At 69.8% G+C, this 16,743-nt stretch carries 19 protein-coding genes; 9 read left to right on the top strand and 10 right to left on the bottom strand.

Annotated elements, in window-relative coordinates; all coding sequences use genetic code 11:
- Nucleotides 1–8 precede the first annotated feature (8 nt).
- The gene (rpmE, locus tag A3862_RS03905) at nucleotides 9–257 is read left to right on the top strand and encodes a 50S ribosomal protein L31 (RefSeq protein WP_012322259.1); all 249 of its coding nucleotides are present in this window, start codon (nucleotides 9–11) and stop codon (nucleotides 255–257) included.
- A 298-nt stretch (nucleotides 258–555) separates the two neighbouring features.
- Entirely contained in the window at nucleotides 556–1,917 is a 1,362-nt protein-coding gene (locus A3862_RS03900) for a diguanylate cyclase domain-containing protein (RefSeq protein ID WP_052083776.1), read from the top strand.
- 12 nt (nucleotides 1,918–1,929) lie between these two features.
- Here A3862_RS03900 and rcdA read toward each other — a convergent pair whose 3' ends face one another.
- The 5 genes from rcdA to A3862_RS03875 all read right to left on the bottom strand — a co-directional run bounded on the left by rcdA (nucleotide 1,930) and on the right by A3862_RS03875 (nucleotide 6,711).
- A complete protein-coding gene (rcdA, locus tag A3862_RS03895) occupies nucleotides 1,930–2,460 on the bottom strand; it encodes a protease adaptor protein RcdA (protein ID WP_043353077.1) in 531 nt (176 codons plus the stop codon).
- A gap of 195 nt (nucleotides 2,461–2,655) precedes the next feature.
- Complete coding sequence (locus A3862_RS03890; protein ID WP_111473218.1) at nucleotides 2,656–4,794, bottom strand: TonB-dependent receptor family protein; 2,139 nt, start codon at nucleotides 4,792–4,794, stop codon at nucleotides 2,656–2,658.
- Nucleotides 4,795–4,838: 44 nt separating this feature from the next.
- A complete protein-coding gene (locus tag A3862_RS03885; RefSeq protein WP_236961735.1) occupies nucleotides 4,839–5,171 on the bottom strand; it encodes a DUF2946 family protein in 333 nt (110 codons plus the stop codon).
- Between the two features lie 145 nt (nucleotides 5,172–5,316).
- Complete coding sequence (locus tag A3862_RS03880) at nucleotides 5,317–6,291, bottom strand: DUF1775 domain-containing protein (RefSeq protein ID WP_111473216.1); 975 nt, start codon at nucleotides 6,289–6,291, stop codon at nucleotides 5,317–5,319.
- A 42-nt stretch (nucleotides 6,292–6,333) separates the two neighbouring features.
- Nucleotides 6,334–6,711, bottom strand: coding sequence for a hypothetical protein (locus A3862_RS03875; protein ID WP_111473215.1), 378 nt, complete (start codon nucleotides 6,709–6,711; stop codon nucleotides 6,334–6,336).
- A gap of 229 nt (nucleotides 6,712–6,940) precedes the next feature.
- On the opposite strand from A3862_RS03875, the gene A3862_RS03870 reads away from it, so the two are divergent.
- Nucleotides 6,941–8,239 carry a L,D-transpeptidase family protein gene (locus A3862_RS03870; RefSeq protein ID WP_043760317.1) on the top strand — a complete coding sequence of 433 codons (1,299 nt, stop codon included), beginning with the start codon at nucleotides 6,941–6,943 and terminating at the stop codon, nucleotides 8,237–8,239.
- Between the two features lie 213 nt (nucleotides 8,240–8,452).
- Nucleotides 8,453–10,108, top strand: a complete 1,656-nt coding sequence (locus tag A3862_RS03865) for a calcineurin-like phosphoesterase C-terminal domain-containing protein (protein ID WP_111473214.1) — start codon at nucleotides 8,453–8,455, stop codon at nucleotides 10,106–10,108.
- 36 nt (nucleotides 10,109–10,144) lie between these two features.
- Here A3862_RS03865 and A3862_RS03860 read toward each other — a convergent pair whose 3' ends face one another.
- Nucleotides 10,145–10,723 (bottom strand): type 1 glutamine amidotransferase domain-containing protein, encoded by a 579-nt coding sequence (locus A3862_RS03860; protein WP_111473213.1) that lies wholly within the window; start codon nucleotides 10,721–10,723, stop codon nucleotides 10,145–10,147.
- 174 nt (nucleotides 10,724–10,897) lie between these two features.
- Here A3862_RS03860 and A3862_RS03855 point away from each other — a divergent pair, with 174 nt between their 5' ends.
- Nucleotides 10,898–11,101, top strand: coding sequence for a hypothetical protein (locus A3862_RS03855; protein ID WP_043353093.1), 204 nt, complete (start codon nucleotides 10,898–10,900; stop codon nucleotides 11,099–11,101).
- Nucleotides 11,102–11,108: 7 nt separating this feature from the next.
- On the opposite strand, the gene A3862_RS03850 is transcribed toward A3862_RS03855, so the two are convergent.
- Entirely contained in the window at nucleotides 11,109–11,498 is a 390-nt protein-coding gene (locus A3862_RS03850; RefSeq protein ID WP_043353095.1) for a hypothetical protein, read from the bottom strand.
- Between the two features lie 317 nt (nucleotides 11,499–11,815).
- Between A3862_RS03850 and A3862_RS03845 the strand changes: the two genes are divergently transcribed.
- Together A3862_RS03845 and A3862_RS03840 are read left to right on the top strand one after the other, a co-directional pair.
- On the top strand, nucleotides 11,816–12,025 hold the full coding sequence (locus tag A3862_RS03845) for a cold-shock protein (RefSeq protein WP_010682786.1): 210 nt from the start codon (nucleotides 11,816–11,818) through the stop codon (nucleotides 12,023–12,025).
- Between the two features lie 217 nt (nucleotides 12,026–12,242).
- Nucleotides 12,243–12,479, top strand: a complete 237-nt coding sequence (locus A3862_RS03840) for a hypothetical protein (RefSeq protein WP_043353097.1) — start codon at nucleotides 12,243–12,245, stop codon at nucleotides 12,477–12,479.
- Nucleotides 12,480–12,514: 35 nt separating this feature from the next.
- On the opposite strand, the gene A3862_RS03835 is transcribed toward A3862_RS03840, so the two are convergent.
- Nucleotides 12,515–13,330 carry an inositol monophosphatase family protein gene (locus tag A3862_RS03835; RefSeq protein WP_111473212.1) on the bottom strand — a complete coding sequence of 272 codons (816 nt, stop codon included), beginning with the start codon at nucleotides 13,328–13,330 and terminating at the stop codon, nucleotides 12,515–12,517.
- A 421-nt stretch (nucleotides 13,331–13,751) separates the two neighbouring features.
- On the opposite strand from A3862_RS03835, the gene A3862_RS03830 reads away from it, so the two are divergent.
- Nucleotides 13,752–14,207, top strand: coding sequence for a DUF6101 family protein (locus A3862_RS03830; protein WP_043382683.1), 456 nt, complete (start codon nucleotides 13,752–13,754; stop codon nucleotides 14,205–14,207).
- Nucleotides 14,208–14,222: 15 nt separating this feature from the next.
- On the opposite strand, the gene ubiA is transcribed toward A3862_RS03830, so the two are convergent.
- The gene (gene ubiA, locus A3862_RS03825; protein WP_043353102.1) at nucleotides 14,223–15,170 is read right to left on the bottom strand and encodes a 4-hydroxybenzoate octaprenyltransferase; all 948 of its coding nucleotides are present in this window, start codon (nucleotides 15,168–15,170) and stop codon (nucleotides 14,223–14,225) included.
- A gap of 88 nt (nucleotides 15,171–15,258) precedes the next feature.
- The gene (locus A3862_RS03820) at nucleotides 15,259–15,738 is read right to left on the bottom strand and encodes a hypothetical protein (protein ID WP_043353104.1); all 480 of its coding nucleotides are present in this window, start codon (nucleotides 15,736–15,738) and stop codon (nucleotides 15,259–15,261) included.
- A gap of 220 nt (nucleotides 15,739–15,958) precedes the next feature.
- Here A3862_RS03820 and A3862_RS03815 point away from each other — a divergent pair, with 220 nt between their 5' ends.
- The gene (locus tag A3862_RS03815; protein ID WP_043760321.1) at nucleotides 15,959–16,711 is read left to right on the top strand and encodes a 16S rRNA (uracil(1498)-N(3))-methyltransferase; all 753 of its coding nucleotides are present in this window, start codon (nucleotides 15,959–15,961) and stop codon (nucleotides 16,709–16,711) included.
- The last annotated feature ends 32 nt before the right edge of the window (nucleotides 16,712–16,743 follow it).

The following is a 16,743-nucleotide window of genomic DNA, read 5'->3' as shown; positions in this document are numbered from 1 at the left end:
CCAAGGTCATGGCGAAGGACGCGGCCGCAAAGGCCAAGGGGACCGAGCACCCCGATTACCACTTCATCAAGGTCGTGATGACGGACGGTACCGAGTACCAGACCCGTTCGACCTACGGGAAGGAGGGCGACACCCTCAATCTCGACATCGATCCGCTGACCCATCCGGCCTGGACCGGCGGTGAGCAGAAGATGCTCGACCGCGGCGGCCGGGTGTCGCGCTTCAACTCGCGCTTCGGCAATCTCGGCAAGCGCTGAGTCCCGAACACCTCGCTCACGCGAATCGCGCAATCAGGCGGGCGGTCTCGTTTCGGGGCCGCCCGTTTTCGTGCGCGCTGCCCAGCGCACGTCCTCGCACAGCGGGGCGCGTGGTCCTGTCCGGCGGATGGTCTTCAGTTCGGAGTGGAGACTTCTCGCGCAAGTTGTTTTTGGACTTAGACTTAAGAATTATTGATTTTTTGCGGAGAAAAACATAGGGAGATCGAGCGCGATCTGACCAGAGGCAGCGCGGCTGCCGTCGCGGGCGGGGTTTCTGCGTCAGGGAACGGTTGCAACGATGAGTGGGGCTCCGTCGATAGAGCATGTCGACCGCGCAAACGTCGACCGGACTCTCTCGATCGAGCGCCGCGAGCCGCGGGCGGCACGTTACGGCTACGCCATCGCGATTGCCGCGGTGCTCTGCGCGCTGGCTGCGCGTGCGGCGCTTCCGCCCGGCCTTCCGTTCATCACCTTCTATCCCGCGGTCATCCTGACCGCCTATTTCTGCGGTCTCGGTCCGGCACTCGTCTGCACGACCCTATCGGGCGTGGCCGTGTGGTACGCCGTGCTGCCGTCGAACCTTCCAGCCACGGGCGCATCGTCGGCCGCCATCGCCCTGATCCTGTTCGGGATCGTCGTGGGCATCAACCTGATCCTCATCGAGAGGATGCGGCGGGCCTCGGACGCCAACGCGGCGTTGGCGCAATCCACGCGGCAGCTCATGGTCGAGCTCCAGCGTGAGACCAGCCTGCGCATGGCCAACGAGCAGCTCGCCGAGAAGACGCTGCTTCTCGATCTCGCCCTGCAGGCCGCCGATGCCGGAACCTGGCGCTACTGTGTCCGGACGGGGCGCGCCCAGCTCTCGGAGCAGATGGCGCGTCACCACGGCTTCGGCGACCAGCCCATCGAGATCGACGTCGAGCGCGACTGGCGACCGCGTATCCATCCCGACGATGCCGAGCGGACCTTGCGGGATCTCGGGGCGGCCATTGCCGGGCGAACGAAAGTCGTCACGGATTTCCGCGTTCTCCTGCCGGATGGCCGGGTGCGCTGGATCACCGGCCTCGGGCAGGTGGAGACCGACGCGGCCGGTGCCGTCACCGCGGTCGTCGGTCTCAGCCTGGACATCACCGCCCGTAAGGAGGCCGAGGCGAAGATCGCCCACATGGCGTGCCACGATCCCCTGACCGGGCTCGCCAATCGAACGCTGTTCCACGACCGTTTGGACGCGGAGATTGCCCGTGTCCGCCGGCACGGCGCCACCTTCGCGCTGTTCTGCCTGGACATCGACCGCTTCAAGGCTGTGAACGACACCCACGGCCACTCGGTCGGCGACGCGCTGCTCCGGATCGTCGCAGCCCGACTTCAGGCCGTCATCCGCACGGAAGACATGCTGGCGCGGATCGGGGGCGACGAGTTCGTGATCATCCAAACCGAGGCCGAGCAGCCCGAGAGCGCTTCCGCCCTCGCCGAGCGCCTGATCGGCACCGTGGAGCAGCCCATCGAGCTCGAGGGGCATACCCTCTCGGTGAGCCTCAGCGTCGGGATCGCCCTGGCGCCCGCCGACGGCCACGATCCGCTGAGCCTCTACAACAGCGCGGACCGCGCCCTGTACCGTGCGAAGGCGCAGGGCCGGAACACCTTCCGATTCGCGGGCTGAGGCTTCAGGCGATCAGCCCTCGGCCATCCGGAACGCCATCCGCAGCAGGCCCTGCTGCTGGGCCACCGGGCTCTCGACGGGGACCGGGGTCGGCCGGTCCTCGGCGATCAGCGCGTCGAGGTGCAGGATGCGGCTGTGCAGGCGCCGGGCGCGCACGATCAGCTGCTGGAGGCGCATCGGCAGCAGGTTGAAATCCTGCTGCTTCGGCGGCTCCGCCGTGCCGAGCTTGACGCGGTGCTTCTCCTGAAGGGCCTCCGCCGGGGTCATCTCGCCTTCGGCGACCGCGCGCTGCACCAAGAGCCAAGAGGCGATCTGCATCAGCAGCGTGGTCAGGCGCATGCTCTCGGCCGCGTAGCTGAGGGTCGCGTCGCGGGAGACCAGACGCGACTCGTCGCGGCCTTCGCCGTCGAGATATGCGGCGGTCTCCTCGACCAGGGTCATCCCGTCGCGGAACAGCGCCTTGAAGGCGTCCGAGTTGACGTAGGACCTGCCGAAATCGATCCAGTCCTGATCGTCCCGAAACGTGACATCGAAGCCGTTCATCTGCCTCTCCTGTGCCGTCCGACGGCCCGGCTCGTTCCGATCCGGGACGCTCCGTCCTTGGCTTTCGGACGACACCGCAATCCTAGCGCCGATTGGCCCGAACAGCAGGGTTCATGTTTTTTTAACCTTAACCCGCCGTCCGGTGCCTGGAGAAGGGTTGGGAGAAGGGTTTCGGGTCCGGGGGCGGAGAACGCCTCAGAACGCGGCCCGGATCCCTCCGAAGACGCTGCGGCCGCTGCCGGGATAGAACGCCGCCAGCGCGCCCGCTCCGCCGGCCGTCGCGGCGGCGTTTGCGACCACGGCGATGTCCGAGACGTAGCGGGCATTCGTGAGATTGCGGGCATCCACGAACAGGGCGACGCCGTCGGCGAAATCGATGCCGGCCTCGACGCCGAGCAGGGCGTAGCCCGGCACCCGCAGGGTGTTGGCGTGATCCGCGAAGGCGCCCTGCGGGACCCAGTCGAGCGACGGCGCGACGTGGAAGCCGCTCGGGTGCCGGTAGGTCAGGACCGTCCGCAGCACGTCCGCCGGGATCCCGGCGATGCGGTTGTTGCCGAAGACCGGGTCGCCGACGAACCGGAAGTCGTTGTGGGTCCAGATCTGGGTCAGGCTGACCCCGTCGCCGGTCCCGGCGAGATCGCGGACGAGGTCCAGGGTGACGGCCGCCTCGACGCCCTGGTGGACGGAGCGGGGCGTGTTGAAGGTGGCGGCCGGAATGTTGAGGCCGGGATTGGTCGCGAAGTTGATCAGCTCGTCGCGCAGGTCCGACCGATAGAGCGTCACGTCGAAGGCGAGGCGGCCGAAGCGCCCGCGGGCGCCGGCCTCGTAGGTCCAGGCGCGCTGCGCCCGCAGGGGTACGAAGGTGGTGCTCAGGAGGTTCTGCTGAACGAGATCGGAGAAATCCGGCACGTCCCGGGACCGGACGACGTCGCCGAAGACCTGGATGTCGGGCCGCGGCTGCCACAGCAGGCCGACCTTCGGGTTGAGCCCCTCGTAGGTCACATCGGCGAAGCGCGGCCTCGGGTTGCCCGGCAGGCCGCCCTTGTCGCTGAAGGTCCGGTTCGACGAGAACGCCTTCGCGCCGGTCATCAGCGCCACGTCCGGCAGGAACCAGAAGCGGTTCTCGCCATAGGCCTCGACGCTCGACGCGCTTTGGAGGGAATTCAGCGTCTGCGCCCCCCGCTGTCCGCGGACATTGACGAATTGCAGCGCGGAGTTCTGGCCCGCGAAGGCGCGCAGCCCGAGGACGACGTCGTCGCGGAAGCCGCCGAGATCGAAGGTCCCGGCCCAGTGCGGGCTGATCCCGTAGGTCCAGCCATCCTGGTCGATCGCCTGGAAGATCGGATGGTACAGGCTCTTGTGGATCGCCCAGGTGTCGACGTCGAGCTTGCCCACGTCGAGGAGGAACGAGGTGCGGTTCGCGATGCGCTCCGTCTCGACCTTGCGGGACTGGTTGCCCGTGATGGCGGCGGGATTGGCCAGCGTCGGCGTCGTGAGGCTCTGGCCGAGGGTCAGGGTGCCCGGGAGCTTCTGGTCGGTGAGATAGGTGCCGAGATGGAAGCGGGTCTCGATGTCGGGGGCGATCCGGTAGCCGATATTGACGTTGAAGTTCTTCGTGGCCTGCGCCTCGTGGGCACGGAACCCGTCGGAATTGGTCAGCGTCGCGTTGACCAGCACGTCGAGCGGCCCGTCGATGCGGGACATCTGGGCCTGCTCGCGGATCGTGCCGAAGCTGCCGCCATCGACCCGCAGGATGTTGGGCGCCAGCGCCGTGTAGGCCGTGGGCGTCACGACGTTGACGGCGCCGCCCAGGGTCGTTGCCCCGAAGGTGAGGGCGTTGCCGCCCTTGTAGACCTCCACCGAGCGCAGGGCGAGCGGATCGACCTGATAGAAGTCGCCGCTCCCGTCCGCGAGGTTGAGCGGGATCCCGTCCTGCAGCAGCTCGATGCCGCGCAGGTGAAAGGCGCGGGCGATGCCGGAGCCGCGGACCGACAGGCGCAGCTCCTGCCCGTAGCGCTCCTGCACGTAGACGCCCGGCACGTCCTTGAGCACGTCGCGGAGCGTGTTGGCATAGCGGTCCTGGAGCGTCGCGGCGTCGACGAAGGCCACGGACCCGACGGTTCCCGCGAGGGCGGCCCGCTGGCGGTCGACGCTCGGCACCGAGAGCGAGCCGCGGGTCTCGCCCGACGGCGCGTCCGTCGCGGCGGCGCCGACGACGCTGAGTTCGGACAGGGTGACCGAGGCGGCCGATGACTGAGGTTGCGCTGCGGCCGGCGTCGCGCAGGCGGAGAGGAGGAGCGCGGCGCGTCGGCCGGCCCGGAACAGGCGGGGCATGGGGCAGAATCCGTGTCTGATGATCGGGGGCGGGCGGCGATCGGTCAGACGACGGGTGGGGCGCGGGCTCCGAGACCGGGACGTGGCGGCGCCCGCGGGAAAGCGACGCGCTGCGGCCGCGGGCCGGCGGCCGCGACCGGACGGGCGAGGGGGACGGCCGTCACGGTCGAGGGCGCGGGGAGGGTGGCTGGCCCCGCCGCGTGACAGGCGACGCAGCAATCCCCGTGGTGATGAGCCGGCAACTGCTCGCCGGCCGGTGCCCGATCTGTCTGGCCGCCATCGGCGAGGCACAGGATATGGTCCGGTCCCGCATTGGCCGAGGCGATCCCGCCGAGAATGCCCTGCAGCGCCAGGGCGTAGAGGGCGAGGAACGCCACGACCCGAGCGCATGCACGGACCGACCGTGCGGGAACGTCCCGACGATCCGCGCGGCCGCGCGGGCCGGGCGCCGTGGTGGCCCGGCCTCGTAGGTTCTCCCTTCTCACGTCGGTCGCCCGGCGGCCGATGCTCCCTGTCGGGCGGCTAGTGCTGGTGCTGATGCTGGCCGCCCGGCGCGCCCGCGCCGATCGGGGCCACCGTGAAGGTCACCGGCACGGCGCCCGCCCGCTGGAAGGTGAGCGTCCCCGCGACGGTCTCGCCGGCCTTCGGCGCGCCGGTGAGACCCTCGAACATCAGGTGGTAGCCGCCGGGCTTGAGCTCCACGGTCTCGCCGGGCTTGATCGTCAGGCCGTCCGAGACCGGGGCCATCTTCATGACGCCGCCCTCCATCGACATGGAGTGGATGTCGCTGCTCTTGGCAAAGGGCACCGTCGCGCCCGTGAGCGTGTCGGGCGTGCTCCCGGTATTGGTGATGCGCACATACCCGCCCGCGACCTTGGCGCCGTTCGGCGTGGCGCGCAGCCAAGGCGTCTCGATCGTCAGGTCCCCGGCCTTCACGGTCGAGCCGGCGGCGGGCGTCGCCGCGGCCGGTGCGCCGCCGGCCTGAGCCACCTGGACGATCCGGAAGGACGGTGCCGCGGCCTTCAGGTCATGGGCGTCCTGGCCGGCCTTGGGGATCTCCGACCAGGAATAGCCGCCCTCCGAGCAATCCTGCTGGACCGGGACGTAGACGGTCGCGCCGGGCTCGAAGGTGTCGGCCACCTGCGCCAGGAACGTGAACTCGTCGACTTGGTCGTCCGGCAGGGAGCCGCCGCTCCAGGTGATCGCCGTCACGCCCTCAGAGGCCGTGCCGTGATGGGTCGCGTAGGTCTTGGCGTAGGGGCCGCGCGTCGTGGCGAGGGTCCAGCCGGGCTTCGGCATCGGCTTGGCGCCGACGAGGCCCTCCGGGATGCTGACGCTCACGCGGGTGGTCGGCTTGCCGTTGCAGCCGTGCATGATCTGGACGACGCCGCGATACGCGGCGCCGGGGGCGGCCTGCTTGCGTTCCAGCACTGCGTGAGCCTGCGCCGCGGAAGCGAGCAGCCCGAGGCCGAGGGCGGCCGAGACAAGGGTCTTCATGGCAGTTTATCCGTCCTGAGGGATCCGAGAGGTGGTGATCGCTCAGGCGGTCGGCGGCCCCCGGGGAGAGGCGATTGTGCCGGGCGGGGCGCGGGCACCGACGCTGCCGGTGAGGGGCCAGGCCGGATGAAGATCCGCGGCCGCGGCCCACCGGAGTGCGGTCACGGCCGGTCGCGGCGGAAGCGCCGGCCCGGTGGCCTGGGCCGCCGTGCAGCAATCGGCATGGCTGTGAGGAACGGGCGCTTCCGGTATGGCCGCCGGGTCGGAATGCTGCGCGCAGAGGCCGTCGGTCGTCGCCGGCCACGGCATCAGGCCGCCGAGGAAGGCCTGGAGCAGCAGGGCGTAGAGCGCCAGCACGGCGATCACGGCCCGCAGGGCCGGCCCGACACGTCGATCCGAAAGGGCCTCGCCCGAATCCATGCTGCTCCCGCGCACCGTCCGAACCGGACCGCTATGGCATCCCTGCCACACCGGGCGGCCTTAGGCTGTTGCCAGGGTGCCGCACCGGGACGCTGCGTGCGCTGGCGCACGGCGATGCCACATTCCGGCCCCTTCGATAGGGAGTCTTAACGCCATCCCGACACCGTGGCGCACGAGACAATCCGCTCCCGTCACGATCTGACGAACCCCGGACCAGAGCCAGCGACCGATGCGCAAGAAGGCACAAAACCGGTTCACCGCAATCCTGAGCGTCGCCGCTTTCGGCGCGCTGGGCTTCGGCGCCGCCCAAGCCCGCGATCAGGGCAACTATGCCCAGGCCGAGTGGGCGCAGGACTACGCTTCACCCGCCGGCATGCAGGTGCAGCGCGAGACGGTTCCGATCCTCTCGCCGCAGACCGTGACGTCCACCGAGCAGATGGTGGAGCGCTACAAGGACATCGTCGCCCGCGGCGGCTGGCGTCAGGTTTCCGGCGCCGACCATCTGCGGGTCGGCTCGCGCGGCCCGGCCGTGGCGGCCATCCGCCAGCGCCTGATCGTCACCGGCGACCTCGATCCGGCCGCCGGTGGCTCGGGCGTGTACGATTCGTACGTCGCCGCGGGCGTGAAGCGGTTCCAGGCCCGTCACGGCCTCAGCCAGACCGGCGCGATGACGATGGCCACCCAGCAGGCCATGAACGTCCCGGCCGAGGTGCGCCTCCGCCAGCTCGAGATCAACGTCGTGCGCCTGCGCTCCTACTCGGGCGATCTCGGCCGGCGCTTCGTGATCACCAACATCCCGGCCGCGCTCGTCGAGACGGTCGAGAACGGTCAGGTCGTGACGCTCCACGCCGCAGGCGTCGGCAAGATCGACCGCCAGTCGCCGATCATGAACACCAAGGCGACGCAGATCAATTTCAACCCGACCTGGACGGTCCCGGCTTCCATCGTGAAGAAGGACCTGATCCCGAAGATGCAGAAGGATCCGAACTACCTCACGGACAACAAGATCCGGATCCTGTCGAACGGCTCCGAGATCTCGCCGAAGTCGGTGAACTGGTTCTCGGATGAGGGCACCCGCTACACCTACCGGCAGGATTCGGGCGCCGACTTCAACTCGATGGGCATCGTCCGCATCAACATCCCGAACCCCTACGGCGTGTTCATGCACGACACGAACACCAAGGGCGTGTTCGGCGACGACTTCCGCTTCATCTCCTCGGGCTGCGTGCGCGTGCAGAACGTGCGCGAGTACATCACGTGGCTGCTGAAAGACACGCCCGGCTGGGACCGCCAGAAGGTCGAGGAGGCGATCGAGAGCGGCAAACGCGTCGACGCCAACATCGCCCAGCCGGTGCCGGTCTACTGGACCTACATCACCGCCTGGTCGACCCCGGACGGCATCGTCCAGTTCCGCGACGACATCTACAAGCGCGACGGCGTGAACGTCCCCTCGACCATCGGCGCACCGACCCCGGTCGCCAGCGCCGAGCCGATGCCGCAGACCTTCGAGCCCGGCGACGAAGAATAGTCGTTCCGCGGGCGCCAGCCGCCTCCGGCGGCACCCGCCCATCGAACACGATCCGAGGCCCGCACCTCCGCCGAGGCGCGGGCCTCGTGCGTTCGGAGCCGCTTCTGTCATCCGGAAGTCAAACGCGTCTGCTTGGCCGCGGAGGCTGCGTCCCGGAGCCGGTTGCCGGCCTCCCGCGAGACGACGCGCCGCGAAGCCGTGCAGGAGCCATCCATGTCGCGCGATACTCAACTCGGAGGCCTGACCCGCCGGAGCACCATGGCGGGCGCCGCCGCCCTGGGCCTCGTCGCGGGCCGGGCCGGCGCTCAGGAGGCCGACGAGGCCACCGGGATCGTCTCCGCGCGCGGTGCGGCCGGCGGGGACCCGGCCCCGTTGCCTGGTGTGCTGGTGTCCAACGGTCGCGAGGTCGTGCGCACGGACGATCAGGGCCGCTACCGCTTGCCGATGTCGGGCGACGGGGCGGTCTTCGTGATCAAGCCGCCGGGCTACGCCCTGCCGCGCGACGCCGACAACGTGCCGCGCCATTCCTACATCCACCAGCCCGGGGGCACGCCCGCCGAGCTGGGCCTGCGCTATCGCGGGCTCGCGCCCACCGGGCCGCTCCCGGCCTCGATCGACTTCACCCTGACCCGCGTGGACGAGACGACGGACTTCGACGTCGTGCTGTTCACCGATCCCCAGCCCGAGAGCCGGTTCGAACTCGACCATGTGCGAGACACGGCGGTCGCCCGCGCCATGGCGATTCCGGCGGCCTTCGGCCTGACCACCGGCGACGTGCTGTTCGACGACCTGTCGCTCTACGGGCGGTCCAACCGCATCGTCGGGCGGATCGGTCTGCCCTGGTACAATCTGCCGGGCAATCACGACCTCAACATGCAGGCGCCGGACGCGCGCTACAGCCGCGAGACGTGGAAGCGGGTGTTCGGCGCGCCGACCTACGCGTTCCGGCACGGCCGGGCCTGGTTCGTGATGCTCGACAACGTGGAATGGCTCGGGCCGCCCGTGCCGGTGGGCGCCAACACCTATCGAGGCCGGATCGGCGAACGCAGCCTCACCTTTCTGCGCAACCTCCTGGCCGAGATCCCCCGGGACGACCTGATCGTGCTGGCCATGCACATCCCGCTGCACACCGACACCGCGCCGGACGATCCGCGCAACACCACCACCGACCGCGCCGCGCTCCTCGAGCTGCTCGCCGGCCGCAAGGTTCTGAGCCTCGCCGGCCATACCCACACGACCGAGCACCATTACCTCGCCGACGGGCACCACCATCACGTGCTGACCGCCGTCTCGGGCTCGTGGTGGAGCGGTCCCGACGCCCGCACCGGCATCCCCTCCGCCGACAGCCGCGACGGCACGCCGAACGGGTTCCACGTCCTGTCGATCCGCGGCGCCGACTACACGTCGCGCTACGTCGCCGCGCAGGGTCAGCCGGACGAGACCATGCGGATCCTGTTCGAAAGCGAGTTGCGGGCCGGCGCGCCGGAGGTGGTGCGCTGGACCCGGCCCGTGCAGGGCCTCCGGCCGCCGGTGCCGCAGGACGCGCTCCCCGACACGACCCTGGTGGTGAACGTGTTCGACGGCGGCCCGCGTACGCACCTCGCGTTCCGGGTCGGCGAGGCGCCGGCCCGGCCGATGGCGCGCACCCGCCGCCTCGACCCGTTCGTCACCGAGCTCTACGAGCGCTACCCGGAGACCAAAAAGAGCTGGGTGAAGGCGACGCCCTCGACCCATATCTGGACGGCGCGGCTTCCGGACGATCTCGCCCCTGGGGCCCACCGGGTGATCGTGGAGGGGACGGACGAGTACGGCCGCCCGATCCGCGGCTGCACGGTGCTGGAAGTCACCGGCGAGCGCAGCCGCGGCTGAATCCGGGCGCCGCGTGCTCGGCGGCGCCCGCGCGGGTCACGCCGCCAGCTGGCGGGCGCCGTGGCCGCCCTCCTGGATCTCCTCGATGACCTTCGCGCAGAAGGCGTCGAGGTCGCCCGGGTTGCGGCTCGTGACGATGCCGTGATCGGTCACGACTTCCTTGTCGTGCCAGCTGCCGCCGGCATTGATCACGTCGGTCCGGATCGAGCTGAACGAGGTCAGATCGCGGCCCTTGGCCGCGCCGGTCTCGATCAGCAGCCACGGGGCGTGGCAGATCGCGGCTACGACCTTGCCGGATGTGAGGAAGCTCCTGATCACGTCGAGCGCCCGGGGCTCCAGCCGGAGCTTGTCCGGGTTGATCTGACCACCCGGCAGGACCAGGGCGTCATAGGATGCGGGATCGACCTGCTCCAGATCGGTATCGACCGCGACCTCCTTGCCCCAGTCGGTCTTGTCCCAGCCGCGGATCGTACCCTTGCTCTGGCGCGATTGCGGGGCGGCGACGGTCACGGCGGCGCCGGCCTGGGCCAGCTTGGCCTGCGGGACGGTCAATTCGCTCTCCTCGAAGCCGTCGGTGGCGAGGATCAGGATCTTGGCTTGGCGGATGTCGGGCATGGCGGGTGTCCTCTTTGGGGATCTGCCCGGCTAACGGAGGGTCGTTCGCCCTGTTCCTGCGGCCCTCGGCCGCCCGGCCGCCCGGCCGCGTCCGAAACCGGATGTCGGTGCGGTCAACGGAACTCCCGCGAGGGCGACCCGTTGGTCACCACCCCAACCGCCAGGAGTCGCGTCATGGCCAATCCCGGTCTTCCCGAGCCCACGCCCGGCGACCTGCCGCCGCCCCCGCCGGCGCCCGATGAGGAGCCCGATATCGGTCCGACCGGTCCGCGCACGCCTTATCCGGTGAACGATCCGGGGATCGGAGAGCCCGGCGGCCCGGGCTCCGAACCCGACGTCTTCCCGGGCACGCCGACCGATCCCGGCACCCGCATGTGAAATGCTGTCAGTGACCGCCGTGCGAAGTTCGCACGTCGCGCGGCGCGCTGAGGATTTCGGAGAGGCTCGTCACCACGTGGCGGGCCTCTTCGTCCGTGAGGCGAAGCTGGAAGGGCGGTAGCGCGCCGGCCTGGAGGGCGACCACGGCCTGGCCTTCGTCATCGGTGCCGATCTCGATCGCGGACGACGTCACGTCGAGCATGGCGACCTCTTCGTCGCCCATCTCGTCGGCCATGTCGGGCTCGTCCGTGTCGTCGATCGCCGTCAGAAGTTGCCCGACGGCGCGCACCAGCGCCCGAGCGGCGCGGGCATCCATCACCACTGCCGTCGCCTGATCGTCCTTCTGGAAGGACAGCTGGATGTTCGCACCGTCCAGCGAGACCGAGATGCCTGCCATGTATCGTCCAGAGCCACGCGCCTTAACTGCTTGAGCGCATTCCGTATATGCATCGTGAACGCCCGGAATCACAGGGGGCGGGGCCTCTCGGCCGCCTCCCGATCCCGGCCTGCGACGCAGATGATACGCCGCTCATGCCTTGTTGCGGCCGCAGCCTGCGCTTAAATACGTCCTCGGGGGGCTTTTCCACCGAGGCTGACGCTGCTCAAGGTTCAGCGACTCGCGCCCCGCCGCACTGGCCAAATCCAGAAAGACCGTGGTGCATCACGCGGCCCTCGTGCCGCGCGGATGGCCTATGGACGAACGAGGTACACTACGTGAATACCGGCACTGTAAAGTGGTTCAATGAGACCAAGGGCTACGGTTTCATCCAGCCCGACGATGGCGGCAAGGACGTGTTCGTCCACATCTCGGCAGTCGAGCGCGCCGGGATGCGCAACCTGATCGAAGGCCAGCGGATCACTTACGAGATCCTCACGGACAAGCGCAGCGGCAAGGACGCCGCCGGCAACCTGCAGGCGGCCTAACCGTCGCAGGATTTAAAGGCGCCTCACGCGGCTTTCCTTGCGCCAGCCGGTACAGGTGAAAGGCGCGCATGACGCGCGAAGCGGCCGCCCGAAGCGGTTCCCCCTTCCGACGCTGCCATTCCGGGCAAGATCGCCTGGTCCGGGTCGCGTCGGAGGCAATATCCCAGAAACGACGCCGGACGGAGCCAACGTTCGGTCCAGAGAAGAAAAGACACAGATGTTGTTCGAGTTTACACGGCGCCGCGGCGTCCGTTCCCCCGTGACCGATGCGCCGACCTTCCGGGTGGGCAAGCTGGCCCGGGCCAAGACCGCGGAGCAGACCGGGGTCGATGTCAGCGACCTGATCGACCGATCCTACAATTACCATTCCCCGCGCGAGCTGCATTGGCATCTCGCCGAGCGCCTCGGGCTCGCGCCCGGCGCGGTGAAGCTTCGCGAGGCGGCGGCGGCCTGAGAGGCCGGACCGCCGGTCTGCGCAGGGCCTCGTCCTCAGACGTCCCAGGCGGACAGGACGGGGTCGCGCAGGCCGACCGGTGCCGCGAGCAGCTCGCCGTGCACCGGGTCGGGGCGGTTGTAGAGCGTCGCCGCCCCCCCGAAATCGCAGACCACGCCCCCTGCCTCACGCAGGACGAGGTCGGCGGCGGCAAGGTCCCAATCGCGGGCATTGCCGGAAATCATCCCGATATCGACCGTTCCGTCCGCCACGCGGGCGAGCCGCAGGGCGAGAGACGGGATCCGCGCGATCACCTCGAAATCCGGTTCCGTACCGGCGCCGCGGGTCAGACGGTCGAGCATCGGCTTCGGGCCGGTGATGCGGGCGCCCGTCAGGTGCTGCCGTGCATCGACGCGGATCGGTTCGCCGTTCCGCGTCGCGCCGCGACCGCGCACCGCCTCGTAATCGGCGTTGCCCACCGGCGCGTGCACGAACCCGATCAGCGGTTCGCCGCCCGACAGGAGCGCAACCGCGATCGACCAATCCGGATGGCCCGACAGGAAGGCCCGCGTCCCGTCGATCGGATCGACGATCCAGACGAGGTCGTGGCCGAGGCGGGCCGGGTCGTCGGCCGTCTCCTCCGACAGCCACGCGGCGCGCGGCACGAGGGCGCTCAGGCGCACCTTCAGGAAGGCATCCACCGCGACGTCCGCCTCGGTCACCGGCGAGCCGCCGGCCTTGGACCAGATGCGGGCCGAAGTCTGACCGCCGAGCCTGAAGAACGGCCGCGCGATGTCGGCCGCCTCGCGCATCACGGCGCGCAGCTCCGGCATGAGGGCGGATACGGCATCGTCGGTGAGAGACTCGGGCATCGCGCTCCGCGTGGAATCCGTGCGGCCCGCGAGGGCCTTGCTGTCCCGTCCGTCCGGTGACGCGGACGTCCGGGCCCGCCTGGGCTCACCCGCTCGGGCTGAGAAGACCCGGCACGGAGGATCGCGCGCCCGGTCGCTCCGTTGTACGGCGCCTCCCGCAGCGCCACAAGGATGCTGGTTGATCGTTCGATAACGACCGGTCTGGGCAAGGAAATGTTGAGCATTCAAGGAAGCATTGAGCATTCCGCAAATGACAGCGCTGTCCAGATTCGCTTAACGACGGCTCTTAAGCGGTGCGGAGGAGTTCGGGTGCGATTTTGCTTGGCATAACGGACGGCCCGACAGGGACCGCCACTTGCTCCAGGGACTCGGACTGATGAACACTTCCCCGGCCACGGACAAAAGCCACGCAGGACACCCGATGCACGGTGCTGACACCGCGCCCCGTTTCGTCGCTTCGCCGCTTCCGGTGATCGGTCGCGCCGCGGGTGCGCGCCGCGCCGTCGGGATCGCGCTCGCCTATGCCACCGAGGATGCGGAGATCACCGGGGCCGACCGGTTCAGCCTGATCCTGGTGGATGCCGAAGGCGACGTGCTCCAGCGCCTCGGCAGCTTCGAGGAGGACGACGTCGTCGCCGTGTGGCGCGACATCGCGGCGCGGGCCGGACTGACGCGGATGATCGTCCGCGAGGACGGCCTCCTGGTCCCGGTCTCGCAGCAGATCGGCCGGCTGATTCTCGGCCAGGTCCGGATCCGCCGCCGTCATGCAGGCCTCGGCCGCCGCCGCCCGCGGTTCCTGGCCCGCCGCAAGACCGGCCGGCTGCCGGCGCGTCCGCAGATCTTCCGCGGCGAGAACGAGATCATCGCCCGCACCTGAGGGCGCCGACCGCTCTTAGACGAGATTGCGCAGCACGAGGTCGGCGGTGAGGCCGACGAACAGAAGCAGCCCGGCATCCCGGTTCGACCGGAACAGCGCCAGAGCCCCGCGCCCATCGCGTTCCCGCAGCGACAGGACCTGCCAGGCGAGGTGCCCGGCGAAGGCCGCGACGCCCAGATACCCGACGAATCCCGCACCGGCCCCGCGCGCCGCCAGCATCACGAAGGCAGCCGCCAGCGCGTAGCAGAGCCCGACGGCGAGACGCACATGCCGGCCGAACAGGCGCGCCGACGAGCGGATCCCCGCGATCTCGTCGTCCTCGATATCCTGCACCGCGTAGATCGTGTCGTATCCGATGATCCAGCACAGGGCGCCCGCGTAAAGCAGCAGCGCCGGCGGATCGAGGCGGGCGAACACGGCGGCCCAGCCCATCAGCGCTCCCCAGGCGAAGGCCAGGCCCAGAACCGCCTGCGGCATCGGCATGACCCGTTTCATGAACGGGTAGATCGCCACCGGCAGCAGCGAGCAGAGGCCGATGATCACCGCCTCGGCGTTGAACTGCAGCAGGACGGCCAGCCCGATCAGAGCCTGGATCACCAGGAAAAGGGCAGCATGGCGCGGACGGACCTGACCGGAGGGCAGGGGGCGCAGGCGCGTGCGCTCGACCTGCGCGTCGAGGTCTCGGTCGGCGATGTCGTTGTAGGTCGAGCCCGCTCCGCGCATCGCCACCGCGCCGATCAGGAACAGGAGGCAGTGCCAGGGATCGGGAAAGGCCTGATCCGCGGCGATCGCCGCCAGGGCGGCCGACCACCAGCAGGGCAGGAGGAGGAGCCACCAGCCGATCGGCCGATCGATCCGGGCGAGGCGCAGGTATGGACGCCAGGAACGGGGCGCCAGCCGGTCGACCCAGTGACCGGAGACGGCATCGGCTGGCCGCCCGTCGTCAAGCGCCGTCCCGTTCATCGGTCGGATCTCCGGTCGTGCCACACGTGCGTCCCCCATCGCTGCAGAGGGGGGACCCGCGCCAGATCCGTGATCCTCTCAGACGATCTTACAGAGCGCCCTGCGGCAGCTTGAAGCTGCCGGTCAAGCCCGGTCCGCCGAGCAGGCCGCCGCCACCGCCGCCGGCTTGGGCCTGGGCCTGTGCGCGGGCCTGCGCCTCCATCTTGGTCGCCTGAGCGGCGACGCTGCAGATCTTGGTGCGGATGCCGCTGACCTTCACGTGGTCGGCCTTGAAGCCTTCCGCGAAGGAATCCGGGATCGAGCACCATTCCTTGTTGGCGGCGATCCACTTGATGCCCTCGGTGCCGTTGGCCTGGAGCTTCCCGAACAGGGCGCAGGCCTCCTGCGGGGTCATCTTCTTCTTGGACTGCGACGCCGCATTGGCGCGGCCGACCAGTGCCTTGCGCTCGGCCAGGGTCTTCTGGATGGCGCCGCATTCCGGTGCCGCGCTCTGCGCGAACGCGGCGGTACCGAACACGACGGTGCCGACCAGCACCGCCGCCCCCAGCTTCAGACTCCCCTTCGCCATTCCGAGACTCCCTCGACGCCCCTGCCGAATCCGCGAGCGGCCGGCTTTCTTCCGTTCCCCTGGGTTCGCCATAGGATTGTGGCGTCAATCGAGCGGCAAACCGGCTGCGCCATGCACCGGTGGACTGGCTGCCGAAAACCGGGGCTCGTAACCATTCGGCAACACTTTCGGCGGCCCGCCCTGCGTTGACAGGCTCGCCGCCCCGCGCGACCACGCCGCCATGCCGGCCTATGACTTCACCGCCCCGCGCCTTCACGTCGCGGCCGATCTCGCCGCGGGCGTGATTCTCCCCCTCGATCGCGCCCAGGCCAACTACCTGCTCAACGTGCTGCGCCGGGGGCCGGACGATCCGGTCCTGGTCTTCAATGGACGCGACGGCGAGTGGCGCGCGCATCTGGTCCAGACCGGGCGCAAGGGCGCCGACCTCCACGTCGCCGCGCGGACGCGCCCCCAGACGAAGCCGGCCGACCTGCATTATCTCTTCGCCCCGCTGAAGAGCGCGCGCCTGGACTACCTCGCGCAGAAGGCGGTCGAGATGGGCGCCGGGACGATCCGCCCGGTCATCACCCGGTACACGCAGGGCGACCGAATCAACATGGACCGGTTGCGGGCCAATGCCGTCGAGGCGGCCGAGCAATGCGGCATCCTGACGATTCCCGATTGTCCCGACCCCGAGCGTCTCGCCCCGGCCCTGGCGGGGCTCGCCGCCGAGCGGCTCCTGGTGTTCTGCGACGAGGACGCGCCGGTGCGCGATCCCGTGCAGGCGCTGCGGGCGGCCGGCGATCCGCAGGTCCCGCCACCGCTCGCCGTGCTGGTCGGTCCGGAGGGCGGCTTCTCGGAGGAGGAGCGTGCGCTGATCCGGGCGCGGCCGAACACCGTCGCGCTCTCCCTGGGACCGCGCATCCTGCGGGCCGACACGGCCGCGGTCGCCGTGTTGGCCCTGGTGCAGGCGGTCCTCGGCGACGCGCGCTGAAGGCGGGCCGGCCCGATCCATGTGTGCCCGCG

This window comes from Methylobacterium sp. XJLW, from assembly GCF_003254375.1.
Classification (GTDB): domain Bacteria; phylum Pseudomonadota; class Alphaproteobacteria; order Rhizobiales; family Beijerinckiaceae; genus Methylobacterium; species Methylobacterium fujisawaense.
This window is presented reverse-complemented; position numbering and strand designations above follow the sequence as displayed.